Annotated in this window: 14 protein-coding genes; 9 read left to right on the top strand and 5 right to left on the bottom strand. The window is 59.6% G+C overall.

Annotation, left to right across the window (positions count from 1 at the left end; all coding sequences use genetic code 11):
* The first annotated feature begins 12 nt into the window (after positions 1-12).
* The gene (locus tag ACZ0AZ_RS25720; protein ID WP_039763332.1) at positions 13-1542 is read left to right on the top strand and encodes a DHA2 family efflux MFS transporter permease subunit; all 1530 of its coding nucleotides are present in this window, start codon (positions 13-15) and stop codon (positions 1540-1542) included.
* 119 nt (positions 1543-1661) lie between these two features.
* Here the strand turns inward: ACZ0AZ_RS25720 and lpxH are convergent, their stop codons facing one another.
* Together lpxH and ACZ0AZ_RS25710 are read right to left on the bottom strand one after the other, a co-directional pair.
* The gene (gene lpxH, locus ACZ0AZ_RS25715) at positions 1662-2414 is read right to left on the bottom strand and encodes a UDP-2,3-diacylglucosamine diphosphatase (protein ID WP_039763330.1); all 753 of its coding nucleotides are present in this window, start codon (positions 2412-2414) and stop codon (positions 1662-1664) included.
* Complete coding sequence (locus ACZ0AZ_RS25710) at positions 2411-2917, bottom strand: peptidylprolyl isomerase (protein ID WP_353187546.1); 507 nt, start codon at positions 2915-2917, stop codon at positions 2411-2413. Before ACZ0AZ_RS25710 ends, lpxH begins: the two co-directional genes overlap by 4 nt.
* 251 nt (positions 2918-3168) lie before the next feature.
* Here ACZ0AZ_RS25710 and ACZ0AZ_RS25705 point away from each other — a divergent pair, with 251 nt between their 5' ends.
* Both ACZ0AZ_RS25705 and cysS read left to right on the top strand, forming a co-directional pair.
* Positions 3169-4866, top strand: coding sequence for a glutamine--tRNA ligase/YqeY domain fusion protein (locus ACZ0AZ_RS25705; protein WP_024013424.1), 1698 nt, complete (start codon positions 3169-3171; stop codon positions 4864-4866).
* Between the two features lie 18 nt (positions 4867-4884).
* Positions 4885-6267, top strand: a complete 1383-nt coding sequence (gene cysS / locus ACZ0AZ_RS25700) for a cysteine--tRNA ligase (RefSeq protein WP_129999559.1) — start codon at positions 4885-4887, stop codon at positions 6265-6267.
* Between the two features lie 122 nt (positions 6268-6389).
* Here the strand turns inward: cysS and ACZ0AZ_RS25695 are convergent, their stop codons facing one another.
* Entirely contained in the window at positions 6390-8225 is a 1836-nt protein-coding gene (locus ACZ0AZ_RS25695; protein ID WP_463538424.1) for a sigma-54-dependent Fis family transcriptional regulator, read from the bottom strand.
* Positions 8226-8611: 386 nt separating this feature from the next.
* On the opposite strand from ACZ0AZ_RS25695, the gene ACZ0AZ_RS25690 reads away from it, so the two are divergent.
* Genes ACZ0AZ_RS25690 through ACZ0AZ_RS25665 form a run of 6 tightly spaced genes read left to right on the top strand, consistent with a single transcriptional unit; the run spans position 8612 to position 14564 of the window.
* Positions 8612-9706: an ABC transporter ATP-binding protein gene (locus ACZ0AZ_RS25690; RefSeq protein ID WP_463538423.1), complete on the top strand. Its 1095-nt coding sequence runs from the start codon at positions 8612-8614 to the stop codon at positions 9704-9706.
* Entirely contained in the window at positions 9706-10818 is a 1113-nt protein-coding gene (locus ACZ0AZ_RS25685) for an ABC transporter ATP-binding protein (protein WP_463538422.1), read from the top strand. The genes ACZ0AZ_RS25690 and ACZ0AZ_RS25685 overlap by 1 nt, the downstream gene beginning before the upstream one ends.
* Positions 10815-11681 carry a carbohydrate ABC transporter permease gene (locus ACZ0AZ_RS25680; RefSeq protein ID WP_007912484.1) on the top strand — a complete coding sequence of 289 codons (867 nt, stop codon included), beginning with the start codon at positions 10815-10817 and terminating at the stop codon, positions 11679-11681. Before ACZ0AZ_RS25685 ends, ACZ0AZ_RS25680 begins: the two co-directional genes overlap by 4 nt.
* A 9-nt stretch (positions 11682-11690) precedes the next feature.
* Entirely contained in the window at positions 11691-12491 is an 801-nt protein-coding gene (locus ACZ0AZ_RS25675) for a carbohydrate ABC transporter permease (RefSeq protein WP_003192012.1), read from the top strand.
* 10 nt (positions 12492-12501) lie between these two features.
* Positions 12502-12774 (top strand): DUF2160 domain-containing protein, encoded by a 273-nt coding sequence (locus tag ACZ0AZ_RS25670; RefSeq protein ID WP_038861868.1) that lies wholly within the window; start codon positions 12502-12504, stop codon positions 12772-12774.
* A gap of 47 nt (positions 12775-12821) precedes the next feature.
* Positions 12822-14564: an ABC transporter substrate-binding protein gene (locus ACZ0AZ_RS25665; protein ID WP_129999555.1), complete on the top strand. Its 1743-nt coding sequence runs from the start codon at positions 12822-12824 to the stop codon at positions 14562-14564.
* 202 nt (positions 14565-14766) lie between these two features.
* On the opposite strand, the gene ACZ0AZ_RS25660 is transcribed toward ACZ0AZ_RS25665, so the two are convergent.
* Positions 14767-15144 (bottom strand): type II toxin-antitoxin system VapC family toxin, encoded by a 378-nt coding sequence (locus ACZ0AZ_RS25660; protein ID WP_110645494.1) that lies wholly within the window; start codon positions 15142-15144, stop codon positions 14767-14769.
* Entirely contained in the window at positions 15141-15572 is a 432-nt protein-coding gene (locus tag ACZ0AZ_RS25655; RefSeq protein ID WP_463538421.1) for a type II toxin-antitoxin system Phd/YefM family antitoxin, read from the bottom strand. Before ACZ0AZ_RS25655 ends, ACZ0AZ_RS25660 begins: the two co-directional genes overlap by 4 nt.
* Positions 15573-15934: the final 362 nt, after the last annotated feature.

Genomic DNA, 15934 nt, shown 5'->3' with positions numbered 1-15934 from the left:
ATAGGATTCACAATGAGCAATAACGCTTCTTTCACGCCGCCCAGCCTGTTGCTCAGCACCATCGGCCTGTCGCTGGCGACGTTCATGCAAGTGCTCGACACGACCATCGCCAACGTGGCGTTGCCGACGATTTCCGGCAACCTCGGGGTGAGTTCGGAGCAGGGCACCTGGGTGATCACTTCGTTCGCCGTGAGCAACGCGATTGCGTTGCCGCTGACCGGTTGGCTGAGCCGCCGCTTCGGCGAGGTGAAACTGTTTCTGTGGGCAACGATGCTGTTTGTGCTGGCGTCGTTTCTCTGCGGTATCTCGACGTCGATGCCTGAGCTGATCGGCTTTCGTGTGCTGCAAGGCCTGGTGGCCGGACCGCTGTACCCGATGACGCAGACCCTGCTGATCGCGGTCTATCCCCCGGCGAAACGCGGGATGGCCCTGGCGCTGCTGGCGATGGTCACGGTGGTCGCGCCCATCGCCGGGCCGATTCTCGGCGGCTGGATCACCGACAGTTACAGCTGGCCGTGGATCTTCTTTATCAACGTGCCGATCGGCATTTTTGCGGTGATGGTGGTCCGTTCGCAACTGGCGAAACGGCCGGTGGTCACCAGTCGCCAGCCGATGGATTACGTCGGCCTGATCACGCTGATCATTGGCGTCGGCGCATTGCAGGTGATCCTCGACAAGGGCAATGACCTGGACTGGTTCGAGTCGAACTTCATCATTGTCGGCGCGGCGATTTCCGTGGTGGCGCTGGCGGTATTCGTGATCTGGGAAATGACTGACCGCCATCCGGTGGTCAACCTGCGCCTGTTCGCCTATCGCAACTTCCGCATCGGCACGCTGGTGCTGGTCTTGGGGTACGCAGGCTTCTTCGGCATCAACCTGATCCTGCCGCAGTGGTTGCAGACGCAAATGGGCTACACCGCGACCTGGGCGGGACTTGCCGTGGCGCCGATCGGGATTCTGCCGGTGCTGCTGTCGCCATTTGTCGGCAAGTATGCGCACAAGTTCGATCTGCGACTGCTCGCCGGCATTGCGTTTCTGGCGATCGGCCTGAGCTGCTTCATGCGTGCCGAGTTCACCAACGAAGTCGACTTCCAGCACATCGCGCTGGTGCAGTTGTTCATGGGCATCGGCGTGGCGCTGTTTTTCATGCCGACGTTGAGCATCCTGATGTCGGATCTGCCGCCGAGCCAGATCGCCGACGGGGCCGGTCTGGCGACCTTCCTGCGGACCTTGGGCGGCAGCTTTGCGGCTTCGCTGACCACGTGGATCTGGATTCGCCGGGCCGATCAGCATCATGCGTATATGAGCGAGAGCATCAGCACGTTTGAGCCTGCCACCCGCGAGACCTTGAATCAGTTGGGTGGGGCGAGTCAGTCGGCATATGCGCAGATGGATCAGATTCTGACCAGCCAGGCGTACATGCTCTCCACCGTGGATTACTTCACGTTGCTGGGCTGGGGGTTCATGGGGTTGATTCTGATTGTGTGGCTGGCTAAGCCGCCGTTTGCCGCGAAGGCCGGGCCAGCCGCGTCCGGACATTGAGGCAACACATAACCTGTGGGAGCGGGCTTGCCCGCGATGGCGGATTTTCAGTCAACAGAGATGTTGAATTGATGGCCTCATCGCGGGCAAGCCCGCTCCCACAGGGATAGCAGTGATCCTTAGGCGCTCGGGGCGGGCAGGGCGGGTGGCGGGGCGAAGTCGAACGGCGCCAAGGCATACCCGCTCTCATCGACCTGCAACGCCCAACCCTGGCGATCCCAATCCCCGAGCACAATCCGCTTCGCCGCCTGCTCACCAAGCTGCAACTTGTGAATCGCCGGGCGATGAGTGTGGCCGTGGATGAGGGTTTTCACGGCGAATTCCTGCATCACCCGTGGTATCTCTTCCGGGGTGACATCAACGATGTCATTGGCCTTCATCCGCGTCTGTGCACGGCTTTCGCTGCGAAGCTTGCGCGCCAGTTTGTGGCGGCTGCTCAGCGGCAGGTGACGGAGGATGAACAGGGTGACCGGGTTGCGCAGATAGCGGCGCAGCTTCATGTAGCCAACGTCGCGGGTGCACAGGCTGTCGCCGTGCATCAGCAGCACCGGCTCGCCGTAGAACTGCACGACACTCGGATCCTTCAGCAAGGTGCATCCGGCCTGTTTGCAGAAGGCCTTGCCGAGCATGAAATCGCGATTGCCGTGCATCAGAAAGATGGCCGTGCCGCTGTCGCTCAAATCGCGCAGGGCCTGGCAGATGGAACGCTGAAAGGGCGTCATGGCGTCGTCGCCAATCCATGCCTCGAAGAAGTCGCCGAGGATGTACAACGCACTCGCCGAGCGGGCGCGTCCGGCGAGCAAATCCAGAAACGCCCGGGTAATGTCCGGGCGCTCCTCTTCCAGATGCAAGTCTGAAATCAGCAATATCACGCTGCGATGATCTCGGCTTTCTCGATGATCACGTCGTCTGCTGGTACGTCCTGGTGGCCGGCCTTGGAAGTGGTCGACACGCCTTTGATCTTGTCGACAACGTCGGTGCCGGCGGTCACTTTACCGAATACCGCGTAGCCCCAGCCCTGAGTGGTCTTGCCGCTGTGGTTGAGGAAGGTGTTGTCGGCGACGTTGATGAAGAACTGTGCCGAAGCCGAATGCGGCTCCATGGTGCGGGCCATGGCGACGGTGTACTTTTCGTTGGAAAGACCGTTGTCCGCTTCGTTCTGGATGCTTGGACGCTTGTCTTTCTTTTCTTTCATGCCAGGCTCGAAACCGCCGCCCTGGATCATGAAGTTGCCGATGACACGGTGGAATACGGTGTTGGTGTAGTGACCGGCGTTGACGTACTCGATGAAGTTGGCAACGGTGATCGGCGCCTTTTCAGCGTTCAGTTCGATGACGATGTCGCCATGGTTGGTGGTCAGTTTGACTTGAGTCATGGTCATTACTCTTCATAGGGAATTCGTGGTTCTGGGACATTGAGCACCACAACCGGTTCAGCCTGCTTCGGCCAAGGTGCGCAGTTTAGCGTGACAGGCGCGAATTTCGAGGCGGTTTTTCAAATCCCTGCGATTAAATGCATGCCTTTATCGGGGGTGCTCTGTCAGGCCCTTGACAGCATCGGCTATGATAGCGGCTTTGTTTTGTCTGGCCCCTCTTTGCGGCCGCGCACCTGTACGTCAAGGATCCTATGAGCAAGCCCACTGTCGACCCTACCTCGAATGCCAAGTCCGGCCCTGCCGTGCCGGTCAACTTCCTGCGGCCGATCATCCAGGCAGACCTGGACTCGGGCAAGCACACCCAGATCGTGACTCGCTTCCCGCCGGAGCCCAACGGCTACCTGCACATCGGCCACGCCAAGTCGATCTGCGTCAACTTCGGCCTGGCCCAGGAGTTCGGCGGCGTCACGCACCTGCGTTTCGACGACACCAACCCGGCCAAGGAAGATCAGGAATACATCGACGCCATCGAAAGCGACGTCAAATGGCTGGGCTTCGAATGGTCCGGTGAAGTGCGCTACGCCTCGCAGTATTTCGACCAGTTGCACGACTGGGCGGTCGAGCTGATCAAGGCCGGCAAGGCCTACGTCGACGACCTGACCCCGGAGCAGGCCAAGGAATATCGTGGCAGCCTCACCGAGCCGGGCAAGAACAGCCCGTTCCGTGACCGTTCGGTTGAGGAAAACCTCGACCTGTTCGCGCGCATGAAGGCCGGTGAATTCCCCGACGGCGCCCGCGTGCTGCGGGCGAAGATCGACATGGCCTCGCCGAACATGAACCTGCGCGACCCGATCATGTATCGCATCCGCCACGCTCATCACCACCAGACCGGCGACAAGTGGTGCATCTACCCGAACTACGACTTCACCCACGGTCAGTCGGATGCCATCGAAGGCATCACCCATTCGATCTGCACCCTCGAGTTCGAAAGCCATCGTCCGCTGTACGAGTGGTTCCTGGAGAACCTGCCGGTGCCGGCGAACCCGCGCCAATACGAGTTCAGCCGCCTGAACCTGAACTACACGATCACCAGCAAGCGCAAGCTCAAGCAATTGGTTGACGAGAAGCACGTCAACGGCTGGGACGATCCGCGCATGTCCACGCTGTCGGGCTTCCGCCGCCGTGGCTACACACCGAAATCGATCCGCAACTTCTGCGAAATGATCGGCACCAACCGTTCCGACGGCGTGGTCGACTTCGGCATGCTTGAATTCAGCATCCGTGACGACCTCGACCACAGCGCCCCACGCGCCATGTGCGTGCTGCGTCCGCTGAAAGTGGTCATCACCAACTACCCGGAAGGCCAGGTCGAAAACCTCGAACTGCCACGCCACCCGAAAGAAGACATGGGCGTGCGCGCGCTGCCGTTTGCCCGGGAAATCTACATCGACCGTGAAGACTTCATGGAAGAGCCGCCGAAGGGCTACAAGCGCCTGGAACCGGCCGGTGAAGTGCGTCTGCGCGGCAGCTACGTGATCCGTGCCGACGAAGCGATCAAGGACGCCGACGGCAATATCGTCGAACTGCGTTGCTCGTACGACCCGGACACCCTCGGCAAGAACCCGGAAGGGCGCAAGGTCAAAGGCGTGATCCACTGGGTGCCGGCCGCCGCCAGCGTCGAGTGCGAAGTGCGTCTGTACGATCGCCTGTTCCGTTCGCCGAACCCGGAGAAGGCCGAAGACAGCGCCAGTTTCCTCGACAACATCAACCCTGACTCGCTGCAAGTGCTGACCGGCTGTCGCGCCGAGCCATCGCTCGGCAACGCACAGCCGGAAGACCGTTTCCAGTTCGAACGCGAAGGCTACTTCGTCGCGGACCTGAAGGACTCGAAACCCGGTCAGCCGGTATTCAACCGTACCGTGACCCTGCGTGATTCGTGGGGCCAGTGAGTGAGTCAAGGAACTAACGTGCTAACGATCTACAACACGCTCACCAAGAGCAAAGAAGTCTTCAAGCCGCTGGATGGCAACAAGGTGCGCATGTACGTCTGCGGGATGACCGTGTACGACTACTGCCACCTCGGCCACGGCCGCAGCATGGTCGCGTTCGACCTCGTGACGCGCTGGTTGCGCTTCAGCGGTTATGACCTGACCTACGTGCGCAACATCACCGACATCGACGACAAGATCATCAATCGCGCCCGCGAGAACGGTGAGTCGTTCGAAGCGCTGACCGAGCGCATGATCGCCGCGATGCACGAAGACGAAGCGCGCCTGAACATCCAGAAGCCGGACATGGAACCGCGCGCCACCGATCACATCGCCGGCATGCATGCGATGATCCAGACCCTGATCGACAAGGGTTACGCCTACGCGCCGGGCAATGGCGACGTGTACTACCGCGTCGCCAAATTCATGGGCTACGGCAAGCTGTCGCGCAAGAAGATCGAAGACCTGCGCATCGGCGCACGTATCGAAGTTGACGAGTCGAAAGAAGATCCGCTTGACTTCGTCCTGTGGAAAGCCGCCAAGCCAGGCGAGCCGAGCTGGGAATCGCCATGGGGCGCCGGGCGTCCGGGCTGGCACATCGAATGCTCGGTGATGTCGACCTGCTGCCTCGGCGAGACTTTCGACATTCATGGCGGCGGCAGCGACCTGGAGTTCCCGCACCACGAAAACGAAATCGCCCAGAGCGAAGCGGCCACCGGCAAGACCTACGCCAACGCGTGGATGCATTGCGGGATGATTCGCATCAATGGCGAGAAGATGTCCAAATCCTTGAACAACTTCTTCACCATCCGCGACGTGCTCGACAAGTACCACCCGGAAGTCGTGCGTTACCTGCTGGTATCGAGCCACTACCGCAGCGCGATCAACTATTCGGAAGACAACCTCAAGGACGCCAAGGGCGCACTGGAGCGTTTCTACCACGCGTTGAAAGGCCTGCCGAGCGTGGCGCCGGCCGGTGGCGAAGCGTTCGTCGAGCGTTTCACCACGGTGATGAACGACGACTTCGGCACCCCTGAAGCCTGCGCCGTGCTGTTCGAGATGGTGCGTGAGATCAACCGCCTGCGCGAGAGCGATCTTGCTGCAGCGGCCGGTCTGGCGGCGCGCCTGAAAGAACTGGCGAGTGTGCTGGGTGTGTTGCAGTTGGAGGCGGATGACTTCCTGCAGGCCGGCGCTGAAGGGCGGGTCGATGCGGCTGAAGTCGATGCGCTGATTGCGGCGCGTCTGGCGGCACGGGCTGCGAAGGACTGGGCCGAGTCGGACCGGATTCGTGATCAGCTCACAGCGATGGGTGTGGTGCTGGAAGATGGCAAGGGTGGGACTACCTGGCGTCTGACTGACTGAGGCCCAAAGCCCCTACGATGATCGTTCCCACGCAGAGCGTGGGAACGATCGATTTTCAATGCACGATACAAATGCCCTGTGGGAGCGGGCTTGCTCGCGAAGAGGCCCGTCCAGACAACTTGTCATTCAGCCTGCCGCAACCTCTTGTAAAGCGTATTCCGGCTCACCCCCAACCGCCGCGCCAGGTGCGAAATATTCCCCCCGGCCGCCTTCAACTCGCGATTCAGCGCTTCAACATCATTCAAATCCAGTCCCAACGGCGCCGCCGTTTCCACTGGCTCCATCTCCAGATCGACAAAAAAATCATCCGGCAAATGCTCTGGCCGCACCGGTTGCTCCTCGGCCATGGCCAACGCCACCTGCATCACGCTGCTGACCTGCCGCAAATTCCCCGGCCACGGGTGCTTTGCAAACAGCTCCAGCACCTCAGGGCTCAGTCCCGCCCATTGCGTCGGCTCGCGATGTTGCTCCCACAACCGTTTGAACAGCGCCTGCTTGTCGCTGCGTTCACGTAACGGCGGCAGCTCCAGGGTCAGACCGCCGATGCGGTAATACAAATCCTCCCTAAACCGGCCCAATTGCACTTGCTCGCGCAACGAACGGTTGGTCGCCGAAATAATGCGCAGATCAACCGGGAACAACTCGCTGCTGCCCACCGGTTGTACGCAGCGCTCCTGCAACACCCGCAACAAGCGCGCCTGAGTCGGCAAAGGCATATCGCCGATCTCATCGAGAAACAGCGTGCCTTTGTCGGCCTTGCGGATCAGGCCGATGCTGCCTTTCTGGTTGGCCCCAGTGAACGCGCCTTTCTCGTAACCGAACAACTCCGACTCGACCAGTTCAGCGGGGATCGCCGCGCAGTTCACTGCGATGAATGCCTGTTTTTGTCGAGAGCTGGCCTGGTGCAAGGCTTTGACGAAGACTTCTTTGCCGACTCCAGTTTCACCGTGGATCAGCAGCGGAATGTCTTTTTCCAGCAAACGCTCGGCCTGGCGCACGGCTTTTTCCACGCGACTGTCGCCGAAATGCAGCGTATTGAGGCTGATCGCGCTGGCTGGCGCAGGCTGGTCCTCGGCGACAAACACCCGCGCCTGCACCGGTGCCTGTTTCGGCCGCTTCAACAAACACTGAAAGCGGTTGCGCCCGGAGGTCTGCAAAGCAAACGGCAGACCCTCGGGCTGGTTGATCAACTCCAGCAGCGACACCTTGAACAGGCTTTCGACACTCACCCGCGACAGACGCACACCGAGCAAATTGTCGGCACGGCGATTGGCCGACAGCACTTGACCGCTTTCATCGAAGATCAGCAACCCGGCCCACTGGCTGTCGAGGTTGTTCAACCCGGTGTTGAATGTCAGTTGAAAGTGCTGGCCATGGAACAGGTTGAGGATCAGCCGGTTTTCCACGGTCTGGCTCATCATCTTGACCATGCCGAGGGTGTGCGAGGGTGGCAGATAGCTGTCGCTGGAGACATCGAGCACGGCGATGACCTTGCGCTCGGCGTCGAAGATCGGCGCGGCGGAGCCGGTCATGAAGCGGTTGGCCTTGAGAAAGTGTTCGTCGTGTTCGATGTGCACCGCCTGCTCACAGGCCAGTGCGGTGCCGATCGCATTGGTGCCGCTGCTGCGCTCCATCCAGCTCGCCCCGGCCTGAAAGCCCCGGGCCAGGTTCGGCTCGATAAAGCGCTGCGTGCCCCACGAGGTCAGCACCTGGCCCTGATTGTCGGCGAGCATGATCAGGCAGTTGGAATTGCTGAGGATGTTTTCGTAGTAGGGCAGGACTTCCTGATGCGTGGTCTGCACCAGTGAATGGTGGCTGTCGAGCAATCGCGCGATGCCGGCGGCGGGCAATTGATCGAAGGCAGGCGTGCTCTGGTGGTCGAGGCCGAACGCGCGGCAACGTTGCCAGGAGGTCTGGACGATCGCATCGTGGGACAGCGGCGAAGCAGGTGCGGCCATGGCAGGTCAGCCTCTGATGCAGCGATTTTTATTGTTGTTATGAACCCAAATCCTGAACACAACCCAGATCAACTGTGGGAGCGGGCTTGCTCGCGAATGCGGTGTGTCATTCAACTGATTCGGTGACTGATACTGCGCATTCGCGAGCAAGCCCGCTCCCACATTGGATCTTCGGCGTTGATGAGCTCTGGCAAAAAGCGTTCATAGAGTGTTGTTCACTATTGTTCATTGTCAATCACCCCGACTGTTCAAAAGTGTTCAGCTGTGAACGCCGCTTGCCCCCGTAAACACTGCTTCTCAAGACAAATCAACCACTTGCCATTTCTGGCACGAATGTCGCTCTGTTGCTCCGGTCGCTTGACTCCAAAAATAACAAAGGCCGAGCCATGTCACTCACCCTGGAGCACGTCAGCCGTACCGTCGAGGGCCAGATCTGGATCGACGATGCGTGCCTGAAATTCGAACCCGGATCCTTCAACGTTCTGCTCGGGCGCACGCTGTCCGGCAAGACCAGCCTAATGCGCCTGATGGCCGGCCTCGACAAGCCCGACAGCGGCCGCGTGCTGATGAACGGCGTCGACGTTACCCAGCGCCCGGTGCGGCTGCGCAACGTGTCGATGGTCTATCAGCAGTTCATCAATTACCCGACCATGACCGTGTTCGAGAACATCGCCTCGCCACTGCGTCAGGCCGGCATCTCGAAAGAGATCATTCACAGCAAGGTGCAGGAAACCGCACGCATGCTGCGCATCGAGAAGTTCTTGCGGCGCTATCCGCTGGAGCTCTCCGGTGGGCAGCAGCAACGCACGGCCATGGCCCGCGCACTGGTCAAGGATGCTGAACTGATACTGTTCGACGAGCCGCTGGTCAACCTCGACTACAAGCTGCGTGAAGAGCTGCGTCAGGAAATGCGCGAGCTGTTCAAGGCCCGCCACACCATCGCCATCTACGCCACCACCGAACCCAACGAAGCGCTGGCCCTCGGCGGCACCACCACCATCCTGCACGAAGGCCGGGTGATCCAGAGCGGGCCGTCGACCGAGGTCTATCATCAGCCGCAATCGGTGCTCGCCGCTGAATTGTTCTCTGAACCGCCGATCAACCTGATGCCGGGACGCATTGCCGGCAACGAAGTCAGCTTCGCCAATTTCGTCCACTTTCCATTGAACGTCGACCTGCGCCCGGTGGGCGAGGGCGAGTTCCGATTTGGCGTCCGGCCGAGCCATATCTCGCTGGTGCCGAGCAACGATGACGATCTCGAATTGGCGGTGACCGTCGAGGTTGCCGAGATCAGCGGTTCGGAAACCTTCCTGCACGTGCGCAACGAGCACTTTCTGTTGGTGCTGCACTTGCCCGGGGTTCACGAATACGACGTCGATGCGCCGATCCGCATTTATATCCCGACCCACAAACTGTTCGTTTTCGATGCGCAGGGCCGTCTGGTGCAAGCACCGGGTCGGCGTGTCGCGAGGGTTGCCTGATGGCCGAAATCCGTTTGCAACACCTCGCCCACAGCTACAGCAAAACCCCGAGCGGCGCGGAGGATTATGCGATCCGTGAGATGGATCACGTCTGGGAGCAGGGCGGTGCCTATGCCTTGCTCGGCCCGTCCGGGTGCGGCAAATCGACCTTGCTCAACATCATTTCCGGCCTGCTCAGCCCGTCCCAGGGCCATGTGTTGTTCGACGGCAAAGCGGTCAACGACCTCACGCCGGAGAAGCGCAACATCGCCCAGGTTTTCCAGTTTCCGGTGGTCTACGACACCATGACCGTGTTCGACAACCTCGCTTTCCCGCTGCGCAATCAGGGCATGGCCGAGGCGAAAGTGCACAGCAAGGTGCAGGAAATCGCCGAAGTGCTCGACCTGCAAAACCTGCTGAGCAAGAAGGCGCGCAACCTCACCGCCGACGAAAAGCAGAAAGTTTCGATGGGCCGGGGGCTAGTGCGCGACGACGTATCCGCAATCCTCTTCGACGAGCCGCTGACGGTGATCGACCCGCACCTGAAGTGGAAGCTTCGGCGCAAGCTCAAGCAGATCCACGAGCAGTTCAACATCACCATGGTCTACGTCACCCACGATCAGCTCGAAGCCTCAACGTTCGCTGACAAGATCGCCGTGATGTACGGCGGCCAGATCGTCCAGTTCGGCACACCACGGGAATTGTTCGAGCGGCCGAGCCACACCTTTGTCGGCTATTTCATCGGCAGCCCGGGGATGAATCTGATCGAGGTGCAGCCGCAGCCCGGTGGCGTCGGTTTCGCTTCGACACACTTGCCGTTGTCCGACGCCTTGCAGCGCCATATCGAGCACGGCCAGTGGAAAAATCTCAAGGTCGGCATCCGCCCGGAGTTCATTCATGTGTGGGACGAGCCGTTTGACGACGCGATGCAGGCCAAAGTCGTACACGTCGAAGACCTCGGCACCTACAAGATCATGACCCTCAACCTCGACGGCGCGCCGTTGAAGGTGCGTCTGGCCGAAGACAAACCGGTGTCCCAGGGCACGGCATACATCAGTTTTCCGGCGCAGTGGCTGATGGTCTATGCCGATGAATTTCTCCTGGAAGTCAGCGACGAGGAGGCGCAGCCATGAACAAAGTGCAGAACAACAAGGCCTGGTGGCTGGTGTTGCCGGTGTTTCTGCTGGTGGCGTTCAGTGCGGTGATCCCGATGATGACCGTGGTCAACTATTCGGTGCAGGACATCTTCGACCAGTCCAGCCGCTACTTCGTCGGTGCCGACTGGTACAAGCAAGTGCTGCTCGATCCGCGTCTGCACGACTCGCTGCTGCGCCAGTTCATCTATTCGGCTTGCGTGCTGCTGATTGAAATACCGCTGGGCATCGCCGTCGCGCTGACCATGCCGACCAAGGGCCGCTGGTCCTCGGTGGTGCTGATCATTCTGGCGATTCCGCTGCTGATTCCGTGGAACGTGGTCGGCACCATCTGGCAGATTTTCGGCCGCGCCGACATCGGCCTGCTCGGTTCCAGCCTCAACGCGATGGGCATCAGCTACAACTACGCGGCCAACACCATGGACGCCTGGGTGACGGTGCTGGTGATGGACGTCTGGCATTGGACTTCTCTGGTCGCGCTGTTGTGTTTCTCCGGCCTGCGGGCGATTCCCGACGTGTATTACCAGGCCGCGCGCATTGATCGCGCCTCGGCGTGGGCGGTGTTCCGCCACATTCAATTGCCCAAGCTGAAAAGCGTGCTGCTGATCGCGGTGATGCTGCGTTTCATGGACAGTTTCATGATCTACACCGAGCCGTTCGTGCTCACCGGCGGCGGGCCGGGCAATGCCACGACCTTCTTGAGTCAGACGTTGACGCAGATGGCTGTAGGGCAATTCGACCTCGGTCCGGCAGCGGCGTTTTCGCTGGTGTACTTCCTGATCATCCTGTTGGTGTCCTGGCTGTTCTATACCGCCATGACGCACTCCGATGCCAACCGTTGAGGCCCGGCCATGAGCAAAAGAAAGCTGATTCCGTTGCTGGTCTACATCCTGTTCCTGCTGGTGCCGATCTACTGGCTGCTGAACATGTCGTTCAAGAGCAACACCGAAATCCTCGGCGGCCTGACGCTTTTCCCACAGGACTTCACGCTGGCGAACTACAAGGTGATCTTCACTGATCCGAGCTGGTACACCGGCTATCTCAACTCGCTGTATTACGTCAGCCTAAACACGGTGATTTCCCTGAGTGTGGCGCTGCCAGCGGCTTACGCGTTTTCACGCTATCGTTTCCTCGGCGACAAGCACCTGTTCTTCTGGCTGCTGACCAATCGCATGGCGCCGCCGGCGGTGTTCTTGCTGCCGTTCTTTCAGTTGTATTCATCGATCGGCCTGTTCGACACGCACATCGCCGTGGCCCTGGCGCATTGCTTGTTCAACGTACCGCTGGCGGTGTGGATTCTCGAAGGTTTCATGTCCGGCGTGCCCAAGGAGATCGACGAAACCGCCTACATCGACGGCTACAGTTTCCCCAAGTTCTTCGTGAAGATTTTCATTCCGTTGATCGGTTCCGGCATCGGTGTCACGGCGTTTTTCTGCTTCATGTTTTCCTGGGTCGAACTGCTGCTGGCGCGCACGCTGACCTCGGTCAACGCCAAGCCGATTGCGGCGGTGATGACCCGCACCGTGTCGGCGTCGGGGATCGATTGGGGCGTGCTGGCAGCGGCGGGGGTGTTGACCATTCTGCCGGGCATGCTGGTGATCTGGTTTGTGCGCAACCACGTGGCCAAGGGCTTTGCCCTCGGCCGGGTCTGAGGAGCAGATGATGGAATGGATGAGCTGGACGACACCGACCGCCGCGTTCTTCATCGGCATCGGTCTGATTCTGGTGGGCATGACCACCTGGGAATTGCGCTCGCCGAGCATTCTGCGGCGCGGGTTTCTACCGATTGCCACCACCCGTGGCGATCGCTTGTTTATCGGTCTTCTCGGCAGCGCCTACCTGCATTTGCTGGTAATCGGCGTCACCGACTGGAGCATCTGGGTGGCGTCCGCGTTGTCCCTGGTGTGGCTGTTGGCTGTGATGCGTTGGGGCTAGTCGAATCGTTCGGCAACGCGGCTCCACAACTTAAACAGGAGGTCTCTATGTTCGATAAAAACAATAAGCTGCGACATAGCATTTCATTGGCAGCCATGCTGGCACTCAGCGGTTTGAGCGCATCTGCCTGGGCCGACGCCTACGAAGATGCTGCAAAAAAATGGATTGGCAGCGAGTTCAAGCCCTCGACCCTGACGGCCGAACAGCAGCTGGAAGAACTGAAATGGTTCATCAAGGCCGCCGAGCCCTTTCGCGGCATGGACATCAAGGTCGTTTCCGAGACCCTGACCACCCACGAATACGAGTCGAAGGTGCTGGCCAAGGCCTTCAGCGAAATCACCGGGATCAAACTCACCCACGACTTGCTGCAGGAAGGCGACGTGGTCGAGAAAATGCAGACGGTGATGCAGTCGGACAAGAATATCTATGACGGCTGGGTCAACGACTCCGACCTGATCGGCACGCACTTCCGCTACGGCAAGACCGAATCGATCACCGACCTGATGGCCAACGAAGGCAAGAACTTCACTTCGCCGACCCTCGACATCAAGGACTTCATCGGCATCTCCTTCACCACCGCGCCGGACGGCAAGATCTATCAGCTGCCCGACCAGCAATTCGCCAACCTGTACTGGTTCCGTGCCGATTGGTTCGAACGCGCCGATCTGAAAGCCAAGTTCAAGGAAAAGTACGGTTACGAGCTGGGCGTGCCGGTGAACTGGTCGGCCTATGAAGACATCGCCAAATTCTTCAGCGAAGACGTCAAGGAAATCGACGGCAAACGCGTCTACGGCCACATGGACTATGGCAAGAAGGACCCGTCGCTGGGCTGGCGCTTCACCGATGCCTGGTTCTCCATGGCCGGTGGCGGCGACAAGGGCATTCCCAACGGTTTGCCGGTCGACGAGTGGGGCATTCGCGTCGAGGACTGCCACCCGGTCGGCTCCAGCGTGACCCGTGGCGGCGACACAAATGGCCCGGCGGCGGTGTTTGCCACCACCAAATACGTCGACTGGCTAAAAAAATACGCGCCACCGGAAGCGGCCGGCATGACCTTCTCCGAGTCCGGCCCGGTACCGTCGCAGGGCAACATCGCCCAGCAAATTTTCTGGTACACCGCGTTCACCGCCGACATGACCAAACCGGGCCTGCCAGTGGTCAACGCCGACGGCACGCCGAAATGGCGCATGGCACCATCGCCGCGCGGGCCATATTGGGAGGAGGGCATGAAGCTCGGCTATCAGGACGTGGGTTCGTGGACGTTCATGAAGTCCACGCCTGAGAAGCAGAAACTGGCGGCATGGCTGTACGCACAGTTCGTTACTTCGAAAACCGTATCGCTGAAGAAAACCATCGTCGGCCTGACGCCAATTCGCGAGTCGGACATCAACTCGCAGGCAATGACCGATATGGCGCCGAAGCTCGGCGGTCTGGTCGAGTTCTACCGCAGCCCGGCCCGCGTGCAATGGACCCCGACCGGGACCAACGTGCCGGACTATCCGCGTCTGGCGCAACTGTGGTGGAGCCACATCGCCGAAGCGGCCAGCGGCGAGAAGACTCCGCAACAGGCGCTGGATGGTTTGGCCAAGGATCAGGACGCGATCATGACCCGCCTCGAACGCTCCAAGGCCCAGGCCGTGTGCGCACCGAAAATGAACCCGGAGCGCGATGCGCAATACTGGTTCGATCAACCGGGCGCACCGAAGCCGAAACTGGCCAACGAGAAGCCGAAGGGCGAGACCGTGAGCTACAGCGAACTGCTGAAATCGTGGGCGGATGCGCGCAAGTGATGTTGGAAATGTAAGAAGCGAACGGCACCGGAAGGTGCCGTTTTTTTGCTGCCTGATCTGCCGCTTTCGCGAGCAGGCTCGCTCTCACAGGAGCTAAGGTGTCATCGGATGTTTTGAGCAGACCTATCCATTGTGGGAGCGAGCCTGCTCGCGAAAGCGATGTGTGAAACACAATGATGTCGACTGACTTGCCACCGCCGGGTCAGACCAGAACGGCCAGATCGGTGTACTGAGCCACCAAAGGATCAGCCGTGAGCAGCTTCATCGGCTCGGTCATTGCTGTGGCCACAATAATGCGGTCAAACGGATCCCGGTGATGGTGTTCAAGATCTTTCACCGCAATCGCGTGTTCTGCGCTCACTGGCAATTCGATAAACCCGCTATCAATGCAATATTGACGGATTTCTTCCAGGTCGACATTCAGCTTTCCAAGTCCGACCTTGATCGCCATTTCCCAGAATGTTGCCGCGCTGACGTAGATATCGGCTGCATTTTCAATGATTTTTCTGGCTTTGGTGGTCAGTCTGGCATCATCACTTAGCGTCCAGAGCAGAATATGCGTGTCAAGCAGAAGCCTCATGCCTGCGTGCCTTCAAATGCATCCAATATTTCGTCGGAAAGAGGTGAGTCGAAATCCTGGGGCAGTACGAGTTTGCCCTTCATCGCGCCAATGCGCTGTGCGCTGGATCTCCCTATCGGAACAAGACGAGCCATCGCCCGGCCATGCTTGGCAATCGTGATGACTTGGCCAGCAGCGGCATCATCGACGAGTTTCGATAAACTGTTTTTGGCCTCAGCCAGCGGAACGATGATCATCAGCTCACCTCTGTATTCTGGATAAATATAGCCAGAATATTTCAGCGCTGCAAAGTCGCGCCAATGCTCCGTGCAGCCAAGCGTCCTATCCGTCGACCTGCGCTGATAGGGCAGTTGCGCAACATTGCATTGTCGCTGGGCAGCCAAAGCATCGACACCCTCCATCAACTCACAAAAGATATCTCGTTTCATTACCCGCCTCGATTCAATATCCACCTGCCAGGGCACCTACCTTAGAACTGTTCTCCGGGGTTGGCTGTAGGACGAAACGGAGGTTAAGGAGAGAGCTTTCGGAGTTTGTATGAGGATGCGAGTGGGCCGGTAAAATATCGTACAAAACGCTTTCATGCTGTATCCAGAACCCAGGCAGTACACGAGACTGCAGGAGCGAGCCTGCTCGCGAAAGCGGTGGGTCGGTTAGCATATCCATCGACTTGTAGGACGCCATCGCGAGCAGGCTCACTCCTGCAGGGTGTGCGATGCACCCGGATGCTATGAGCGACACACACACCTGTGGGAGCGGGCTTGCCCGCGATGACGCTTGCACAAACGCC

This window comes from Pseudomonas sp. AC239 (assembly GCF_979258545.1).
This window is presented reverse-complemented; position numbering and strand designations above follow the sequence as displayed.

Bases quoted from the DNA above. Each gene is read 5' to 3' on its own strand.
- ACZ0AZ_RS25720 (WP_039763332.1), top strand. From the start codon at position 13: ATGAGCAATAACGCTTCTTTCACGCCGCCCAGCCTGTTGCTCAGCACC.
- ACZ0AZ_RS25710 (WP_353187546.1), bottom strand. From the start codon at position 2,917: ATGACTCAAGTCAAACTGACCACCAACCATGGCGACATCGTCATCGAA.
- ACZ0AZ_RS25705 (WP_024013424.1), top strand. From the start codon at position 3,169: ATGAGCAAGCCCACTGTCGACCCTACCTCGAATGCCAAGTCCGGCCCT.
- ACZ0AZ_RS25695 (WP_463538424.1), bottom strand. From the start codon at position 8,225: ATGGCCGCACCTGCTTCGCCGCTGTCCCACGATGCGATCGTCCAGACC.
- ACZ0AZ_RS25690 (WP_463538423.1), top strand. From the start codon at position 8,612: ATGTCACTCACCCTGGAGCACGTCAGCCGTACCGTCGAGGGCCAGATC.
- ACZ0AZ_RS25685 (WP_463538422.1), top strand. From the start codon at position 9,706: ATGGCCGAAATCCGTTTGCAACACCTCGCCCACAGCTACAGCAAAACC.
- ACZ0AZ_RS25680 (WP_007912484.1), top strand. From the start codon at position 10,815: ATGAACAAAGTGCAGAACAACAAGGCCTGGTGGCTGGTGTTGCCGGTG.
- ACZ0AZ_RS25675 (WP_003192012.1), top strand. From the start codon at position 11,691: ATGAGCAAAAGAAAGCTGATTCCGTTGCTGGTCTACATCCTGTTCCTG.
- ACZ0AZ_RS25670 (WP_038861868.1), top strand. From the start codon at position 12,502: ATGGAATGGATGAGCTGGACGACACCGACCGCCGCGTTCTTCATCGGC.
- ACZ0AZ_RS25665 (WP_129999555.1), top strand. From the start codon at position 12,822: ATGTTCGATAAAAACAATAAGCTGCGACATAGCATTTCATTGGCAGCC.
- ACZ0AZ_RS25660 (WP_110645494.1), bottom strand. From the start codon at position 15,144: ATGAGGCTTCTGCTTGACACGCATATTCTGCTCTGGACGCTAAGTGAT.
- ACZ0AZ_RS25655 (WP_463538421.1), bottom strand. From the start codon at position 15,572: ATGAAACGAGATATCTTTTGTGAGTTGATGGAGGGTGTCGATGCTTTG.